Origin of the sequence: Agathobaculum sp. Marseille-P7918 (assembly GCF_900625105.1) — a bacterium.
Taxonomy (GTDB): domain Bacteria; phylum Bacillota; class Clostridia; order Oscillospirales; family Butyricicoccaceae; genus Agathobaculum.
The window spans coordinates 525,057-542,706 of the sequence record NZ_UYYD01000001.1 but is presented as its reverse complement, the minus strand read 5'-3'; the positions used below and the strand labels follow the sequence as shown (position 1 = coordinate 542,706).

16 protein-coding genes and 1 riboswitch are annotated in these 17,650 nt (G+C 58.9%); of the genes, 11 read left to right on the top strand and 5 right to left on the bottom strand.

All coding sequences use genetic code 11. The annotated features are described in order from the left end of the window. Window positions 1-76 precede the first annotated feature (76 nt). Window positions 77-808, bottom strand: a complete 732-nt coding sequence (locus tag EJL02_RS02600; protein WP_243114381.1) for a YoaK family protein — start codon at window positions 806-808, stop codon at window positions 77-79. Between the two features lie 237 nt (window positions 809-1,045). Here EJL02_RS02600 and EJL02_RS02595 point away from each other — a divergent pair, with 237 nt between their 5' ends. The 6 genes from EJL02_RS02595 (at window position 1,046) to EJL02_RS02570 (ending at window position 7,798) form a co-directional block, all read left to right on the top strand. After that, window positions 1,046-1,723 (top strand): response regulator transcription factor, encoded by a 678-nt coding sequence (locus EJL02_RS02595; protein WP_125114844.1) that lies wholly within the window; start codon window positions 1,046-1,048, stop codon window positions 1,721-1,723. Further along, complete coding sequence (locus tag EJL02_RS02590; RefSeq protein WP_125114843.1) at window positions 1,716-2,927, top strand: sensor histidine kinase; 1,212 nt, start codon at window positions 1,716-1,718, stop codon at window positions 2,925-2,927. The genes EJL02_RS02595 and EJL02_RS02590 overlap by 8 nt, the downstream gene beginning before the upstream one ends. A gap of 138 nt (window positions 2,928-3,065) precedes the next feature. Next, window positions 3,066-4,073: an ABC transporter ATP-binding protein gene (locus tag EJL02_RS02585; protein ID WP_125114842.1), complete on the top strand. Its 1,008-nt coding sequence runs from the start codon at window positions 3,066-3,068 to the stop codon at window positions 4,071-4,073. Further along, window positions 4,070-4,933, top strand: coding sequence for an ABC transporter permease (locus tag EJL02_RS02580; RefSeq protein WP_125114841.1), 864 nt, complete (start codon window positions 4,070-4,072; stop codon window positions 4,931-4,933). The genes EJL02_RS02585 and EJL02_RS02580 overlap by 4 nt, the downstream gene beginning before the upstream one ends. Beyond that, entirely contained in the window at window positions 4,933-6,387 is a 1,455-nt protein-coding gene (locus EJL02_RS02575; protein ID WP_125114840.1) for a GldG family protein, read from the top strand. The genes EJL02_RS02580 and EJL02_RS02575 overlap by 1 nt, the downstream gene beginning before the upstream one ends. Beyond that, window positions 6,374-7,798: a DUF4340 domain-containing protein gene (locus EJL02_RS02570; protein WP_125114839.1), complete on the top strand. Its 1,425-nt coding sequence runs from the start codon at window positions 6,374-6,376 to the stop codon at window positions 7,796-7,798. Before EJL02_RS02575 ends, EJL02_RS02570 begins: the two co-directional genes overlap by 14 nt. Window positions 7,799-7,894: 96 nt before the next feature. Here the strand turns inward: EJL02_RS02570 and ribH are convergent, their stop codons facing one another. From ribH to ribD, 4 genes are read right to left on the bottom strand one after another with little or no spacing between them, the layout of a single operon-like run. Further along, on the bottom strand, window positions 7,895-8,356 hold the full coding sequence (gene ribH, locus EJL02_RS02565) for a 6,7-dimethyl-8-ribityllumazine synthase (protein WP_125114838.1): 462 nt from the start codon (window positions 8,354-8,356) through the stop codon (window positions 7,895-7,897). Between the two features lie 38 nt (window positions 8,357-8,394). Next, window positions 8,395-9,603 carry a bifunctional 3,4-dihydroxy-2-butanone-4-phosphate synthase/GTP cyclohydrolase II gene (locus EJL02_RS02560; protein ID WP_125114837.1) on the bottom strand — a complete coding sequence of 403 codons (1,209 nt, stop codon included), beginning with the start codon at window positions 9,601-9,603 and terminating at the stop codon, window positions 8,395-8,397. 23 nt (window positions 9,604-9,626) lie between these two features. Continuing rightward, window positions 9,627-10,280, bottom strand: coding sequence for a riboflavin synthase (locus EJL02_RS02555; RefSeq protein ID WP_125114836.1), 654 nt, complete (start codon window positions 10,278-10,280; stop codon window positions 9,627-9,629). Between the two features lies 1 nt (window position 10,281). Then, a complete protein-coding gene (gene ribD, locus EJL02_RS02550) occupies window positions 10,282-11,367 on the bottom strand; it encodes a bifunctional diaminohydroxyphosphoribosylaminopyrimidine deaminase/5-amino-6-(5-phosphoribosylamino)uracil reductase RibD (protein WP_279221132.1) in 1,086 nt (361 codons plus the stop codon). Between the two features lie 163 nt (window positions 11,368-11,530). After that, window positions 11,531-11,662: riboswitch (FMN riboswitch) on the bottom strand. Between the two features lie 343 nt (window positions 11,663-12,005). On the opposite strand from ribD, the gene lepA reads away from it, so the two are divergent. From lepA to EJL02_RS02525, 5 genes are all read left to right on the top strand, one after another. Next, window positions 12,006-13,817 carry a translation elongation factor 4 gene (gene lepA, locus EJL02_RS02545; RefSeq protein WP_125114835.1) on the top strand — a complete coding sequence of 604 codons (1,812 nt, stop codon included), beginning with the start codon at window positions 12,006-12,008 and terminating at the stop codon, window positions 13,815-13,817. After that, window positions 13,814-14,986: a radical SAM family heme chaperone HemW gene (gene hemW / locus EJL02_RS02540; protein ID WP_125114834.1), complete on the top strand. Its 1,173-nt coding sequence runs from the start codon at window positions 13,814-13,816 to the stop codon at window positions 14,984-14,986. Before lepA ends, hemW begins: the two co-directional genes overlap by 4 nt. 51 nt (window positions 14,987-15,037) lie before the next feature. After that, a complete protein-coding gene (locus tag EJL02_RS02535; protein ID WP_125114833.1) occupies window positions 15,038-15,307 on the top strand; it encodes an ACT domain-containing protein in 270 nt (89 codons plus the stop codon). 16 nt (window positions 15,308-15,323) lie between these two features. After that, on the top strand, window positions 15,324-16,682 hold the full coding sequence (locus EJL02_RS02530) for a PFL family protein (RefSeq protein WP_125115040.1): 1,359 nt from the start codon (window positions 15,324-15,326) through the stop codon (window positions 16,680-16,682). A 121-nt stretch (window positions 16,683-16,803) separates the two neighbouring features. Next, complete coding sequence (locus tag EJL02_RS02525) at window positions 16,804-17,643, top strand: sigma-E processing peptidase SpoIIGA (protein ID WP_125114832.1); 840 nt, start codon at window positions 16,804-16,806, stop codon at window positions 17,641-17,643. Window positions 17,644-17,650: the final 7 nt, after the last annotated feature.

Genomic DNA, 17,650 nt, shown 5'->3' with positions numbered 1-17,650 from the left:
CGCACGGCACACAAAAAGGCCATATCCCGCGTATTCTGTGGGATATGGCCTTTTTATATCGCTTTGCCGTATCGGATCAGTGGCCCGCCGGCTTTTGCTCGACCAAGTCTCGCTCTGTGGTCAGATCCGCGTGCAGCAGCGTCACAAAGATGACGCACAGCGGCAGAGCCGTCGCCCAAATGGCCTTGCCGAGAAAGAAATGGCAGAGGGCTGCGCCTATCGTGGCACCGCAGGCGAAAAAGAACAGCATTTGGGCGTGTTTTGCCAGCTTGACACGATGGCTTTTGTCTGGGTTGTGCCGGTGGCGCAGCTCTTTGGCCAGCCCGATGCCGATTTGCCGGATATGGTTGGTGGCAAACGTGGTCGCCACGGGAATGCCCTGCGCCTGCCGGAAGGTATTATACTGCATCGAAGCGATAAAGTTGATCACAACCTGAGAGATCTGCACCGGTGCGGATTCCGGGACAAAGCCCAGTGCGAGCACCGCGAGCATTTCGATGCAGATCAGGATCGTGTCCCAACGTACATACAGGCGGTGCTTGATCGGGTTGGGCAGCAGCTCGGAAACAAAAGCGCCCAGCACATAGGCGGAGATCGGCACCAGATAATAAAGCCCCTCGCCCCAGCGCCCATTGCCGAGCGCCAGACCCATCAGTACCACGTTGCCGGTCTGCGCGTTGCAGAACACATTGCCGCGCAGGGCATAGGTATAGGCGCCCCAAAACCCGGCGACGGTGATTAAGGTGAAGTAAACCCAGTTGCGCTCACAGACCAGAAAATACTTTCCATCCTTTTTTTCATCCTTCATCATTTCCAACCCCAAAATTCCGTATGATATGTCCTATTATACGCTTTTACTGGCAAAAAGGACAGAGGTTGGAGGGAAATTCTCTTCTGCCATGTAAAAAGACCGGTATCTGCACTATCTGTATAAAATCGTTTGTGTTGCCGCCGGCAAAAAGACACCGTTTGCACACGTTTTCAGCTTCGTTTCAACAAACTTGTATATTATGATAGTGGCAACTCAAAAGCGTGGTGACAAACATTGAAAATCCTGATTATCGAAGATGAACAGCTGCTGGCGGATTCGATCGGGGAATTGCTCCGGGGGAAGGGCTTTGACGTGGAGATCGTCTATGACGGGGAGAGCGGCGCACAGTATGCGGAGCTGGGCGTATACGACCTGCTGATTCTGGATGTGATGATGCCAAAAATGAACGGCTACGAGGTGGCGCGTCAGGTGCGCGCCAAGCGGCTGGGTACGCCGATCCTGATGCTGACGGCGCGCTCCGGTTTGGAGGATCGGATCACCGGGCTGAACGCCGGGGCGGATTACTATCTGACCAAGCCGTTTGACACGCGGGAGCTGCTTGCCTGCATCAATGCGCTGCTGCGCCGGCAGGGCGCGCAGGTGGACGAAATCACGTTCGGCAATACGTCGCTCGATCTGGATTCCGCCATGCTGGTCTGCGGCGAAAACAGCATCCGCCTGTCCGCCAAGGAGTTCGATATCATGCGGTTTCTGCTGCAGGCGGGCGAACGCAACCTGTCCAAGGAAGTGATCCTGGCGCGGGTCTGGGGCTTTGATTCGGACGCGGTGGAAAACCATGTGGAAGTATACATCGGTTTCCTGCGCAAAAAGCTGGCCAGCATCGGCTCGAATATCCGTATTGCGGCCATCCGCAGGATGGGCTATCATCTGGAGGTGCAGGACGATGATTAAAAAGCTGCGGCTGAAATTTGTGCTCATTAACATGACCATCGTCACCATCCTGCTCTGCGTTATTCTGGGGCTGGTGTTCTATTTCACCAGTGCCAACATGGAGCAGGAAAGCCTGAACATGATGCGCAACATCGCGGCGCAGCCGTTCCGGCTGGACACGCCGGACGAGCCGGACAGCGATGTGCGTCTGCCGTTTTTTGCGCTGCGGCTGGGGCCGACCGGCGATCTGCTTGCGACCGGCGGCGGGTATTACGACCTGTCGGACAACGCTTTTCTGGATAACCTGATCGAGAAAACGTTCGCGTCCCCCAAGCAGTTCGGCGTGCTGTCCGAGTATAATCTGCGGTATTACCGCGCGGATACGCCGCTCAATCGGTGTCTTGTGTTTGCGGATATTTCCAGCGAACGTGCCACACTGAACGGGCTGATCAAAACTTGCTGCATTATTGGCGTGGTTGGATTTCTGCTGTTTTTGTGGGTCAGCATTTTGCTGTCCAAATGGGCGGTGCGTCCGGTCGAGCGTGCGTGGCAGCAGCAGCGGCAGTTTGTCGCGGCGGCGTCGCATGAGCTGAAAACCCCGCTGACCGTCATCATGACGAGTGCGGAGCTGATGCAGGACCCGTCCTATGACGCGGGCAAACGGGAAAAATTCCTCGGCAGCATCCTGACCATGTCCGCGCAGATGAAGCGGCTGATCGGGCAGATGCTGGAGCTTGCGCGGGCGGACAACGCGGAGCCCAAAGAGGTGTTTGCCGAGGTGGATCTCAGCCGGTTGGTATCGCAGACCGTCCTGCCGTTTGAATCCGTGTTTTTCGAAAAAGGCATGACGCTTTCCACTGAGATCGAGGACGGCATCCGCGTGTCGGGCGGACAGGCGCAGCTGCGCGAATTGGTGGAGATTTTACTCGACAATGCGCAGAAATACGCAAAAGAGAAGGGGCGCACTTGGGTCACGCTGCAAAAACGCGGCAAAACCCGCTGCGTGCTGACGGTGGCGGATGAAGGCGCCGAGATTGCGCCGGAAGAGCTGCAAAACATTTTCAAGCGGTTTTACCGCGCCGATCCGGCGCGCAGCCGGTCGGGCAGCTTCGGGCTGGGGCTTTCCATCGCGGAAAGCATCGCAAGGCAGCACCGCGGCAGGATCTGGGCGGAAAGCCGCGACGGCGTCAACCGCTTTTTTGTGGAATTGCCCTGTGTATGCTGACGAAAAAGAGGAAGTCTTGCGGGACTTCCTCTTTTTTTGCGGTTTTGGCGCAGCTTTCAGCGTCGTTTCAGCGTCAGCCGTTACAATATCCTTGCAAACCGGTGCGGGATGCCGCATCGTTCAACGAGGAGGTCAAGCATGATATCAGTGGAACATCTCACGAAATGTTACGGCGATTTCATGGCGGTGGACGACCTGTCCTTTGAGATTGAGGAGGGGCAAGTGTACGGATTTCTCGGGCCGAACGGCGCGGGCAAGTCCACGACCATGAATATCATGACCGGCTGCCTGTCTGCGACCAAGGGACATGTCCGGATCGACGGCTATGATATTTTCGAGCAGCCGGGCGAGGCGAAAAAGCGGATCGGCTATCTGCCCGAGCAGCCGCCGCTCTATCTGAACGAAACCCCGCTGGAATATCTGCGCTTTGTGGGCGAGGCCAAAGGGCTGCGGGGCGCGGAACTGGAGCGGCAGGTGGCCGAGGTGGTCGAGCAGACCAAAATACAGGAGGTCAAACACCGTTCGATCGCGGCGCTGTCCAAGGGCTACCGGCAACGCGTCGGCATTGCGCAGGCGCTGCTGGGCAGCCCGAAGGTCATCATTCTGGATGAGCCGACGGTCGGCCTCGACCCGCTGCAAATCATTGAGATCCGCGATCTGATCAAGCAGCTTGGGCAGACGCATACGGTCATTCTCAGCTCGCACATCCTGTCCGAGGTGCAGACCATCTGCGAAAAGATTCTGATCATTGCCAAGGGTAAGCTGATCGCCTTTGATACGCCGGATAATCTGGAAAAGCAGCTGCTGTCGCCCAGCGAGATCGTGTTGACGGCGGAAGCGACGCCGGAAGAAACGGAAGAGATCCTCGGCGTGCTTGAGCACATCGCCGAGATACAGGTCGAGGCGCAGGAGACCGGCTATGTCCGTGCGCGGGTCAAAACCGATGGGACGGATATCTACGCGCTGTCCCGCGCGCTGTTTTTTGCCTTTGCCGGACGGGAAAAGGCGCTGCTCGAAGTCAACCTCAAGAAGGCAAACCTCGAGGATATCTTCATCGAACTGACCGAGAAAACCGAAGAGCCGTCCGCGGCCCCGGCGGAGCCGGTGGAGATCGAATGGGTAGAAAGCGAGGATGAGGCGGAATGATTGCGGTATTCAAGCATGAAATCAGAAGCTATTTCCACTCGCTGACGGCGTATGTGTTCGGCGCCTTCCTGCTGGCATTCATCGGCATCGGCGCGATGCTGTATAACATTCAGGCGGCGGTGAGCAATTTCGAATATGTGCTGAGTTTCGGCAGTCTGGTGTTTGTGGTGATCGTGCCGGTGCTGACCATGCGCGTCATTGCGGAGGAGCGGCGGCAAAAGACCGACCAGCTGCTGTATTCGCTGCCGATCACGACGTTGCAGGTCATTGCCGGCAAATATCTGGCACTGCTCATCATCTATCTGATCCCGCTGGCGATCATTTCGGTCTATCCGCTGATTTTTGCGCAGTTCGGCGATGTGTACCTGCTGACTTCTTATGGTTCGATCTTCGCCTTTTTCCTGATGGGCGCGGCGCTGATCGCTGTGGGTATGTTCCTTTCGTCCCTGACGGACAATCAGGGCCTTGCGGCCGGTATCGGCATCGCGGTGATCCTGTTTAACTATTACAGCGTCAGCCTGTCGGAGTATGTTTCGTCCACCGCGGCAGGGTCGGTGATCGCGCTGTTGGTGATCATTGTGGCGTTGGGTGCGGTGATCCGCTATCTGACGCGGAATGAAAATCTGGCGTCCGGCATCTGTCTGGTGTTGTTGGCAGCGGTGCTGCTGCTGTATTTCATCGACAGCACCTCGTTTGAGGGCCTGCTGCCGAGCATTATGACCCAGCTTTCGCTCTTTGAGCGTTTTAAGGTTTTTGTCAACGGCATGTTTGATATGACGGCTGTGGTCTATTATCTGAGCGTGATTGCATTTTTCCTGTTTCTGTCCGTGCAGTCGCTGGAGAAAAGGAGGTATAACTGATGAAAAAGATACTGTCCTTTTTCCGGATCGATCCTGCGGCGCGCAACCGTATCGCGTTTCAGGGCGGTTCGTATTCGCTGATGATTACGGCCATCGTACTGGCGCTCGTGATCGTCGTGAATATCTTTGTGTCGGCGCTGCCGACGACCCTGACCAAATACGACATCAGTTCCACCAAGCTCTATTCGATCACCAGCAACACCAAGGTGGTGGTGAACGCCCTGGAAAAGGATGTGACCATCTACTGGATTGTGCAGTCGGGCGAGGAAGATGAGGTCATCGAAAACCTGCTGAGCAAGTACGACAGCCTGTCCGACCATATCGAGGTGGTCAAAAAGAACCCGGATGTGTATCCCACCTTTGCCGAGCAGTACACCAGTGAAACCGTGGAAAACAACAGTCTGGTGGTCGAGTGCGGCGACAAATACCGGTTTATCGGCTATGATGACATCTATCTGGCCGAGGCGGATCTGTATTCCTATTCGTACAACACCTCTTTTGACGGCGAAGGCGCGATCACGTCGGCGATCGACTATGTGGTCAGCGACGAACAGCCACAGGTCTATGTGCTCGAGGGCCATGGCGAGGCGGATCTGCCGGAAACCTTCCGCGAGCAGATCGAAAAGGAGAATATGGAATTGCAGACCTTCTCGCTGCTCAACGTGGACAGCATCCCGGAGGACGCGGACTGCATCCTGATTTACGCCCCGTCGAGCGATATTTCCACAGAGGAGAAGGACCTGCTGGCCGACTATGTGGCCGACGGCGGCAAGCTGATGGTCGTGGCGGGGCCGGTGCAGGACGGCAGTCTGGATAATCTGTACAGTGTCATCGGGGATTATGGCGTCTCCGCAGCCGACGGCATCGTGGTCGAAGGGGATCGGGAACACTACGCGTTTCAGTCGCCCTTGGCATTGATGCCGGATATGAACAGCAGCGATCTGACGGACTCCCTGATCGAAGAGCATTATTACCCCATTTTCCCGATTGCGCAGGGTCTGACCGTGGGCGAGGATACGGCCGGTGCGACGGTTACCGAACTGCTGACCACCTCGGACGCTTCGTTCAGCAAGCAGGACGGCTATGACATGACGACCTACGATAAGGAGGACGGCGATATCGACGGCCCATTTGCTGTGGCAGTCTCTGTCGAGTGCACCAGCGGCGGCAGGATTCTCTGGTTTGCCTCGTCCAGCTTTTTGGAGGATATGTATAACGCCTATTCTTCGGGCGCAAACGTCAATCTGGGTATGAACGGGCTGTCCTCGCTGATCGGGGAGAGCGAAGCCATGGCGATCCGCAGCAAATCGCTTAATTATAACTATCTGACCATCAGCGATTCCACTTCTTCGCTGCTCAAGGTCATTATGATCGGCGTGTTCCCGCTGGCGTATCTGGGCATTGGCATTTATGTGGTGCTGAGAAGGAGGAGGGGGCAAAATGAAGCGGTCTAAGCGGCTGATGATTCTGCTGGGCGTGCTGGTGGTCGCGTGCGCGGCGACGTTTGTGCTCAGCCGGTATGAGGAGCGGCAGGAAGAGATCCGGAACAGCGACGAAGTGGTGCTCGAACTGGATACCGACACGGTACAGTCCCTGTCTTGGGAGTATGATGCGCGCACGCTGGCCTTCCACAAGGAAGAGGACGTCTGGCAGTATGACGATGACGCGGAATTCCCGGTGGACGCGGATAAAATACAGGAAATGCTCAGCCGCTTTGCGGAGTTCGGCGTATCCTTTATCATCGAGGAACCGGAGGACTTGGGACAGTATGGTCTGGACGATCCGGTCTGCACCATCACGATCACGACCGAGGATCAAACGTATGATATCCTGCTGGGCGATTACAGCCAGATGGATGAAGAACGGTATGTCTCGATCGGCGACGGGAACGTGTATCTGGTGCAGAACGACCCGCTGGATGACTTTGACGCGCCGCTCAGCGAGATGATCGACAACGACGAGACGCCGGACGTGGAGCAGGCGGACAGCATCACCTTCTGGGGTGCGGCGGAGTATGAGATCACCTATGATGCGGACAGCGACGCAAGCTACTGCGCGGACGACGTATATTTCACGCAGCAGGACGGGGAAACCGTGCCGCTCGATACCGAGCAGGTAGACAATTATCTGCAAGCAATCAGCGACCTGGATCTGACCGATTATATGACCTATAAGGCGACCGACGAGGATTTGCAGACCTATGGGCTGGACGATCCGGAGCTGACGGTGCAGGTGGACTACACCGAAGAGGATGACGACGGCAACGAGACCCAGAACAGCTTTGTGCTGCACCTCAGCCGCGACCCGGAAGAGCGTGAAAAGGCGCAGGAGGAGGCGGAATCCGACACGGATACCGCTGAAACCGACGAGGAGGAGACCGTTACCGCATATGTGCGGGTGGGCGAGTCGCCGATCCTCTATAAAATTACGCAGGAGGAGTACTACGCCTTGATCGCCGCAACTTATAACGACCTGCGGCATCGGGAAGTACTGACAGCGGACTTTGCTGATATCAATCAGGTGGATATCACGCTCGAGGGCGAAACCTATACGATCACGACCGAGGGTGACGCGGATGACAGAACCTACTCCTACGGCGATGAGGAAATCGACATCACGGAGTTCCAGGATGCCCTGACGTCGCTCAGCGCGAACAGCTTTACCAACGAAGAGCCCGATCAGAAGGAGGAAATCAGCCTGACGGTGCATCTGGACAACGAAAACTATCCGAGCGTCAGCATTGCGCTCTACCGCTACGACGGCAATAACTGTCTTGCCGTGGTGGATGGAAAACCGGTTTCGCTCATCGGACGCAGCTATGTGGTCGACCTGATCGAGGCGGTCAATGCGATTGTTTTGAACTGATCTAATTTTTGCGTATCAACAGACAAAGGGCTTGCCGTCTGCAATTTGCAGGCGGCAAGCCCGTTTTGCGCTGTTTTTTAGATGCAGTTGGGATGCTTACAGCTGCGGCAGCAGGTTGGCAAGCTCGAGCGCGGCAATGGCGGCGTCCGCACCTTTGTTGCCGGCCTTGGTGCCGGCGCGCTCGATCGCCTGCTCGATGTTCTCGGTGGTTAGCACGCCGAACGTGGTCGGCACGCCGGTCTGCAGGTTGACCTGCGCCACGCCCTTGGAAACCTCGTTGCAGACATAGTCGTAGTGCGAGGTCGAGCCGCGGATGACCGCGCCGAGGCACAGCACGGCGCAGTATTTGCCCGACTGCGCCAGCTTGAGCGCCGCCAGCGGGATCTCAAACGCGCCCGGCACCCAGACGAGCGTAATATCGTCCGTGTCCACACCGTGGCGCACGAGCGTATCCTCTGCGCCGGAGACCAGCTTGGAGACGATGAATTCATTGAAACGCGATGCGACGATGGCGAATTTGCCCTTGCCGGCAACCAGTTTTCCTTCGAGTACCTTCATAGTGATTTCCTCCGTTTTTTTATTTCAAATATATTGCTTTACAGTACATGCTTGAACAGGTGGCCCATCTTGATCTGCTTGGTGCGCAGGTAGAATGCATCGTCCTCCTGCGGGGCGATCTCGATCGGCACACGCTCGACGATCTCGACGCCGAAGCCGTCCAGACCATAGATCTTTTCCGGGTTGTTGGTGAGCAGACGCAGCTCCTTCGCACCGAGGTCCTGTAAGATCTGCGCGCCGATCCAGTATTCGCGCAGGTCGGGGGCAAAGCCGAGCTTGACGTTGGCTTCCACCGTGTCCCAGCCCTGTTCCTGCAATTCGTAGGCTTTCAGCTTGTTGATCAGGCCGATGCCGCGGCCTTCCTGCCGCATGTAGAGCAGCACGCCGCGGCCTTCGCGCTCGATTTGCTGCATGGCGGCTGCCAGCTGCTGGCCGCAGTCGCAGCGGCGCGAGCCGAACACGTCGCCGGTCAGGCATTCCGAGTGCACGCGGCACAGCAGGTTTTTGCCGTCGCCGATGTCGCCCTTGACCAGCGCGACGTGATGTTCGCCGGTCAGGTCGTTGATGTAGCCGTAGATCTGGAACTCGCCGAAGCGGGTGGGCAGCTTGGCGCATGCCTCGCGCACGACGTGTTTATCGTGGCGGCGGCAGTAGTCCTGCAGTTCCTTGATCGTGATGACCTTGAGTCCCCATTGCTTCGCATGCTCGAGCAGCTCGGTCGTGCGCATCATCGTGCCGTCGTCGCGCATGATCTCGCAGCACAGGCCGCACTCTTCCAGCCCTGCCAGCCGGCACAGGTCTACGGTCGCTTCGGTGTGGCCGTTGCGGGTGAGCACGCCGCCGTAGCGCGCGACCAACGGGAACACATGGCCGGGACGGCGCAGCTCTTCCGGCTTGGTGTTCGGGTCGGCACACATGCGGCAGGTGTAGCCGCGCTCCTCGGCCGAGATACCGGTCGTGGTGTTCACATGGTCCACCGAAACGGTGAACGCGGTCTGGTGGTTGTCGGTGTTGACCTTGACCATCTGTTCCAGCCCCAGCCGCTGGGCGACCGCTTCGCTCATCGGCGTGCAGATCAAGCCTTTGGCGTTGACGGCCATGAAGTTGACGTTTTCGGTCGTGGCGAACTGGGCGGCGCAGATCATGTCACCCTCATTTTCGCGGTCGGGGTCGTCGATCGTGATGATGATGCGGCCGGCGCGCAGTTCGTCCAGCGCTTCCTCGACCGTGCAGTATTGCTGTTCCATAGTGGTTTTCCTCCTTGTATTGCTCAAAACCCGTTCTGGGCCAGAAATTCCATGGTGATGCCGCTCGGCTTCGCTTTTTGGTCGGGCGCATACGGCGTCAGCAGCTTTTCAACGTATTTGCCGATCACGTCGCACTCGAGGTTGACCGTCTCGCCCGGTTTTTTGCCCAGCAGGATGGTCTCGGCGCCCGTGTGCGGGATGATAGACACCGCAAAGCCGGTTTGGTCCACCGCCGCGACCGTCAGGCTGACGCCGTCGATGGCGATCGAGCCTTTTTCCACGATGTAGCGCAGTAAGGCGGCGGGGGCGTGCACGGTTACCCAGACCGCGTTGTCCTCGCGGCGCTGGGACGCGACCGTGCCCGTGCCGTCGATATGGCCGGACACGATGTGACCGCCGAAACGGCCGTTTAAGGGCATCGCACGCTCGAGATTGACTGGTGAGCCGCTTTGCAGCGCGCCCAGACTCGAGCGCCGCAGCGATTCGGCCATGACATCGGCCGAAAAGCTGTCCGCGGTCAGGGACACGACCGTCAGGCACACGCCGTTGGTTGCGATGCTGTCGCCGAGCTTGGTGCCTTCGAGCACGGTTTTTGCCGCGATGGTGAGCCGGGCGCCGGCGGCGCCGCGCTCGATGCGCCGTACCGTGCCGATTTCCTCAATGATACCGGTGAACACGTTATAGTACCCCCTCTATGAGAAAATCCTCGCCCAGCGGCGTAACGGTGACGTTTTTGAGCGGCATCGCGTCCGCCATTTTGGCAAAGCCCGTGCCGCCGAGCGGCGTTTTGGCGGCTGCACCGCCGATCAGCTTGGGCGCGATGTACGCCTGTACCTTGTGGACAATGCCCGCTTCGAGCGCCGCAAACGCGAGTTCCGCGCCGCCCTCGAGCAGGATGCTGTCCAGTCCGTGCGCGCCGAGCTGGTGCATCAGGTCGGTGAGGTCTACTTTGTCGTTTTTCGCCTGACACAGCACCAGATGTGCGCCCGCTTTTTTAAGCGCTGCGGCGCGCTCGTTCCATTCGGTCACGGCGATGACCGTGTCGATTTCGTGCGCAGTGCGGATGAGCTGGCAGTCCAGCGGGGTGCGCGCATGGCTGTCGCAGATGATGCGATAGGGGTTGCGGCCGCCTTCGATGCGGCAGGTGAGCAGCGGGTCGTCCGTGAGCACCGTGCCGACACCGACCATAATGCCGGACAGCTGCGCGCGGGTTTCGTGCACATGCCGGCGGGCGGCTTCGCCCGTCACCCAGCGGCTGTCGCCGGTGTAGGCGGCAATCTTGCCGTCGAGCGTCATCGCGTACTTGAGCACGACATAGGGCGTTTTGTTTGTGATATAGTGGAAAAACACTTCGTTTAACCGGCGGCACTCGTCCTCGCAGATGCCGGTCTCGACCGGGATGCCCGCATCCCGCAGGATCTGCGCGCCCTTGCCCGCGACGAGCGGGTTGGCATCCAGACAGCCGACGAATACGCGGCCGATGCGCTTTTCCAGAATCGCGTCCGTGCAGGGGGGCGTGCGGCCCCAGTGGCAGCACGGCTCAAGCGTGACATATAAATCCGCGCCCGCCGGGTCCTCTGTGCAGTTTTTCAGCGCGTTGCGCTCGGCGTGCAGGCCGCCGCAGTATTCGTGCCAGCCCTCGCCGATGATGCGCCCGTCCTTGACGATGACGCAGCCGACCATCGGGTTGGGGCTGACGTGTCCCGCGCCGCGTTTTGCCAGCTCGAGTGCGCGGCGCATGTAAGTTTCCGTTTGGTTTTGCAACCGGATCACCTCGTGTTAAGAGCCTTGACAAGGCTGTGAAATGAAAAAATCGCCCCGAAAGCAGATGCTTCGGGGCGAAACGTCATAAAAATAAAAAATCTGAAACACAAAACGCGTTTCAGAACAGCAAACAGACGGAAACGGAACAAAATCCGTTTTTCCGCACATTCTTCTTTCATCCAGACTATACTGTCGGCTTCGGAGTTTCACCGAATCATGCATCCGCCTTTTGGAAAGGCATCCGCTCGCGGGCTGTACCGCCGGTAGGGAATTGCACCCTGCCCTGAAGAATCCTGATATTCGGTTTTTAGCACAGCAGCTATGTGCTTTGCTGAACACAGTATATACCCGCCCTCCAAAGAATGCAAGCCTTTTGTGAAAAAATATGGGGAGGCGGCCTTGGGCCGCCTCCGCTTTTGGGAAGAGTATAAAAGAAAAGAGAAAGAGTATAGCTTGATTACAGTTTTTATGATAGCGCGGCAACATCAAATCCGCCCCAAAACCACATTAAATTTGTGCAAAAAAGCAGAAGCGGGCCGGGACGGGCGGCAAAACGGAAAAGAACGCTTGTGAGAGTGGCGGGAACGTGTTATAATATTTCCATATTGCTATTCTGGAACAGATAAGGAGCTTTCAGGGTGAAAAATCGCGAGCAAATTCGTAATTTCTCCATTATTGCGCATATTGACCACGGCAAGTCCACGCTGGCCGACCGCTTGCTCGAGCAATGCAAGGCGGTATCGCAGCGCGAGATGGAGGAGCAATTACTCGATAATATGGATCTGGAGCGCGAACGCGGCATCACGATCAAGGCGCGCGCCGTGCGCATGGAATATGAAGCGGACGACGGCAAGACCTATGAGATGAACCTGATCGACACGCCCGGTCATGTGGACTTCAACTATGAGGTTTCGCGTTCGCTGGCCGCGTGCGAAGGCGCGCTGCTGGTTGTGGACGCGGCGCAGGGCATTGAGGCGCAGACGCTGGGCAACACCTATCTGGCGATCGACGCCGGGCTGGAAGTGGTGCCGGTCATCAACAAGATCGACCTGCCCGCAGCCGACGCGCCGCGCGTCAAAAAGGAGATCGAGGATATCATCGGCATCCCGGCCGAGGACAGCCCGGAAATCTCTGCGAAAATGAATATCAACATCCATGCGGTGCTCGAGCGCATCGTGTCGGATATTCCCGCGCCGACGGGTGACTCGGACGCGCCGCTGCGCGCGCTGATTTTTGACAGCCAGTATGACCCCTATAAGGGCGTTATCGTGTATATGCGCCTGATGGAAGGCAGCATTCGCCCGGGTATGAAGGTCAAGATGATGGCGACCGGCGCGGTGTTCCAGGTGCTCGAGTGCGGCTATATGCTGCCGCTCGGCCTGTCCCCGCAGCAGGAACTGTGCGCGGGCGAGGTCGGTTACTTCACCGCGTCCATCAAGACCGTGTCCGATACCCGCGTGGGCGATACAGTCACCGAGGCCGACCGCCCGACGGCGGAAGCCCTGCCGGGTTACCGTCCTGCGCGGCCGATGGTGTTCTGCGGTATTTACACCGAGGACGGTTCCAAGTACCCCGATCTGCGCGACGCGCTCGAGAAATTGCAGCTCAACGACGCGGCGCTGTCCTTCGAGCCGGAAAGCTCGGTGGCGCTGGGCTTCGGTTTCCGCTGCGGTTTCCTCGGCATGCTGCATATGGAGGTCATTCAGGAGCGCCTCGAGCGCGAGTTTGACCTCGATCTGGTCACAACACTGCCGAGCGTGGTGTATGAGATCGTCAAGACCGACGGCACGGTCATTCAGTGCGACAACCCGCACGATTATCCCGATCCGGGACAGATCGAAGAGGCGCGCGAGCCGTTCGTCAAGGCGACCATCATGACCCCGCAGGAATATGTCGGCAACATCATGCCGATGTGTCAGGACCGCCGCGGCGTGTTCAAGGATATGCAGTATCTGGATGCGAATCTGGTCGAGCTGCATTATGAAATGCCGATCAACGAGATCATTTACGACTTTTTCGACGCCCTCAAGGCGCGCACCCGCGGCTATGCGTCGCTCGACTATGAGTTCCTCGACTACCGCCCGAGCGATCTGGTCAAGGTCGATATGCTGCTCAACGGCGATCAGGTGGACGCGCTGTCGTTCATCGTGCACCGCGACAAGGCCTACGGCCGCGCGCGCCGCATCTGCGAAAAGCTCAAGGAGAACATCCCGCGCCAGCTGTTCGAGGTGCCGATTCAGGCGGCGATCGGCGGCAAGGTCATCGCGCGCGAGACGGTCAAGGCCATGCGCAAGGACGTTTTGGCCAAGTGCTACGGCGGCGATATCACGCGCAAGAAGAAGCTGCTGGAAAAACAAAAGGAAGGCAAGAAGAAGATGCGTTCGCTCGGTACGGTGCAGATCCCGACCGAAGCGTTCATGGCAGTCTTGAAGCTGGATGAGGAATCATGAGTAAGTTCAGTTATAATAACCGGCCGCTTGGGCTGTACCTGCACATTCCGTTTTGCGTCAAAAAGTGCGCCTATTGCGACTTTTATTCGGTGACCGACGCGGATTTGATGAAAAGCTATGTTTCGGCGCTGCTGACGCATATCCGCGAATACGGGAGGACGTGCAGCGGCTACACGGTGGACACCGTGTACATCGGCGGCGGCACGCCGACCTGTCTGGGGCCGAAGTACCTCGGCCGCATTTTGCAGGAGGTGCGGAACAAGTTCCCGCTCGCGGACGACGCGGAGATTACGGTCGAGTGCAACCCGGAGAGCACGGATAAAAAGGTGCTCGACGCGATGAAAAAGCACGGCGTCAACCGTCTGTCCTTCGGCGTGCAGTCCGCGCAGGAGGACGAACTGAAACGCATCGGGCGTATCCATACGTTCCAGCAGGCGAAAGATGCGGTTGATTTGGCGCGCGAAAAGGGGTTTGACAACATCAGCCTTGACCTGATGTACGGCCTGCCCGGCCAGACGCAGGAGAAATTCCTCGACTCGGTCGAGCAGTGTCTGGCGCTTGGCCCCAAACACCTGTCGTGCTACGGGCTCAAGCTTGAGCCTGCGACCCCGATGGGGCGCGAAAACCCCGTTCTGCCGGACGACGACGCGCAGGCGGATACCTATCTCGCCATGTGCGAGTTGCTGCGCAAAAACGGCTTTGAGCATTACGAGATCTCGAATTTTGCCAAGCCCGGCTTCCGCTCGCGGCACAATTATAAATATTGGGATCTGTCCGAGTATCTCGGCCTCGGACCGGGCGCACATTCCTTTATGAACGGCCGCCGGTTTGAGTTTGCACGGGATATCAAGGCGTACATAAACGGCGAGGATATCGTGCGGGATGAGGACGAGGTGCCGACCTTCCAGCGGCAGGGCGAATACCTGATGGTGCGCCTGCGCACGGCGGAGGGCGTGGATTTCCTCGAACTCGAAAAGCGCTATAACATCGACTCGACGCCTTATGAGGAGGCGTTCCGCAGCCTGATGGGCAACGGGCTGGTCGCGCATCAGGGAACTCGCTGGTATCTGACCGAAAAGGGCTTTCTGGTGTCCAACAGCATCATCAATACCATCGTGGAAGCAGGGCAGGAGCAGGCGGATGCGTCTGCGGCGCCGATGTTTCTGTAAAAACTTATTTTGTGTTCGATAAAAATAAACATATAAACTGGAGGAAAAAGTATGCGCGCAGTCATCACGGTGGTCGGCAAGGACCGCACCGGCATCATCGCCAAGATCTCGGACACGCTCTATCAGCACGAGGTCAACATCGTTGACATCTCCCAGAACGTCATGGAGGATATGTTCGCCATGGTCATGCTGGTCAACATCGACAAGTGCACGGTGGACTTTACCAAGCTTGCCGATCTGCTCGATCAGGACGGCGAAGCACTCGGCATGAAGATCCACACCATGCACGAGGATATCTTCGACGCGATGCACAAGATTTGAGGTGCCATCCATGTCAATGATCAATACCAAGGACATTCTGGAAACCATCAAGATGATCGAGGAGGAACACCTCGATATCCGTACGATCACGATGGGCATTTCGCTGCGTGATCTGGCCAGCGACGATATCAACGTGCTGGCGGACAAGATTTACGACAAGGTGACCCGCCGCGCGGAAAAGCTGGTTGCGACCGGCGAACAGATCGAGCGTGAGCTGGGCATCCCGATCATCAACAAGCGCATTTCGGTCACGCCGATCGCGATGATTGGCGCGGTAACAACGGCGAACAGCTATGTGCCGCTGGCCAAGGCGCTCGACCGCGCGGCGACCGCGACCGGCGTCAACTTCGTCGGCGGTTTTTCCGCCCTCGTGCAGAAGGGCTTTGCCAAGGGCGACGAAATCCTGATTAACTCCATCCCCGAAGCGCTGGCCGAGACCGAGCTGGTCTGCTCGTCGGTCAATGTTGCGTCCACCAAGGCGGGCGTCAACCTGGACGCCATCGGCCTGATGGGCCGCATCATCAAGCAGACGGCCGAGCTGACCAAGGACAACGACTCGATGGGCTGCTCCAAGCTTGTGGTGTTTGCCAACGCGGTGGACGACAACCCGTTCATGGCGGGCGCGTTCCACGGCATCGGCGAGCCGGAGACCGTCATCAACGTCGGCGTTTCCGGCCCGGGCGTAGTCCAGTCGGCCATCCGCCGCGCGGGCGACTGCTCGATCAACGAAGTGGCTGAGGTCATCAAAAAGACCGCGTTCAAGATTACGCGCATGGGCCAGCTGGTCGGCGCGATCGCGAGCGAGCGTCTGGGCGTGCCGTTCGGCATCGTGGACCTGTCGCTTGCGCCGACCCCGGCGATCGGCGACTCGGTCGCGCGTATCCTAGAGGAAGTCGGTCTGGAGGTCTGCGGCGGCTGCGGCACGACCGCGATCCTCGCCATGCTCAACGACGCGGTCAAGAAGGGCGGCGTCATGGCGTCCTCGTCGGTCGGCGGCCTGTCGGGCGCGTTCATCCCGGTGTCTGAGGACGAGGGCATGATCGCGGCGGCGGCTTCGGGCGCGCTGACGCTCGAAAAGCTCGAAGCGATGACCGCAGTCTGCTCGGTCGGCATCGACATGGTTGCTGTCCCGGGAGACACCACCGCTGAGGTTATTTCTGGCCTGATCGCAGACGAGATCGCCATCGGTGTGGTCAACTCCAAGACGACGGCGGTGCGCGTCATTCCCGCCATCGGCAAAACGGTGGGCGATATGGTCGAATTCGGCGGCCTGCTGGGCGCGGCGCCCATCATGCCGATCGCGACCGGCTCTCCCGCGAAGTTCATCCATCGCGGCGGCCGCATCCCGGCTCCCATCCAGAGCCTGAAAAACTGAACAAGGCGAATCAAAAGCCGCACATCGGACAAAACCGGTGTGCGGCTTTTTTGCTCCCGTCCCGCGTTCGGCAAATAATGTGCGCGCACTGTGATAAGATGAAGGTCGGCGGAGGTGAGCTATGGTTGTTTATCTGGATGTGCTGTTCGCGGTCAACGCGCTGATGGATGGCGTGACGCTGCTCGCGGCGGCGGCCTTGGGCGGCGTGCGCGCCGGCCGCATCCGGTGGCTGGCCGCGTCCGCGCTGGGCGGCGGGTATGCGGTGCTGGCCGCGGTGCTGCCGGCTTTGTCGGCGCTGCCGGTACGGCTGCTCGCGGGCGTCGGCCTGTGCGCCGCGGCATTCGGCGGAAAGCCCGCCTTCGGGCGGGTGTGCGCGCTGTATTTCGTGGTGGCGGCGTCCTTTGCCGGACTCGCCGCTGCACTGGGCGTGGCAACCGGGCGAAAACTGCTGTTTGGTGCGGGGTATTATGTTTCCGTGCCGTTCCGCGTGCTGCTGCTGGCCGCCGCGGCCGGATATGCGCTCAGCGGCGTGCTGCTGCGCGGCGACGCGCTGCACGGCCCGCTGCGCCGCGAGGTGGAGCGGCTGATCATCCGCTTTGACGGCCGCGAGCGCGAGGTGCGCCTGCTGCACGATACGGGAAACAGCCTGACCGAACCGGCGTCCGGCCGTCCGGCGCTGGTGCTGGGGCGGACGGCGGCGGACAGTTTGCTGGGTGCGCAGATCCGGCAGGCCTGGGCCGGGACGAAGGATGCTGCCGCCTGCCTTGCCGCGCTGCCGCCGGAAACGGCAAGCCGGTTCGGCCTGCTGCCGTATCGCGCGGTCGGCGTGGAGAGCGGGCTGCTGCTGTATTTTCGGCCAGACAGCGTGCGCCGCGCGGACGGCACCGTGCTCGACTGTGTGTGCGCCATTGGGCCGGACAGCATCGGACAGGGCGCGTATGACGGACTGATCGGGGTATGAAAGGAAG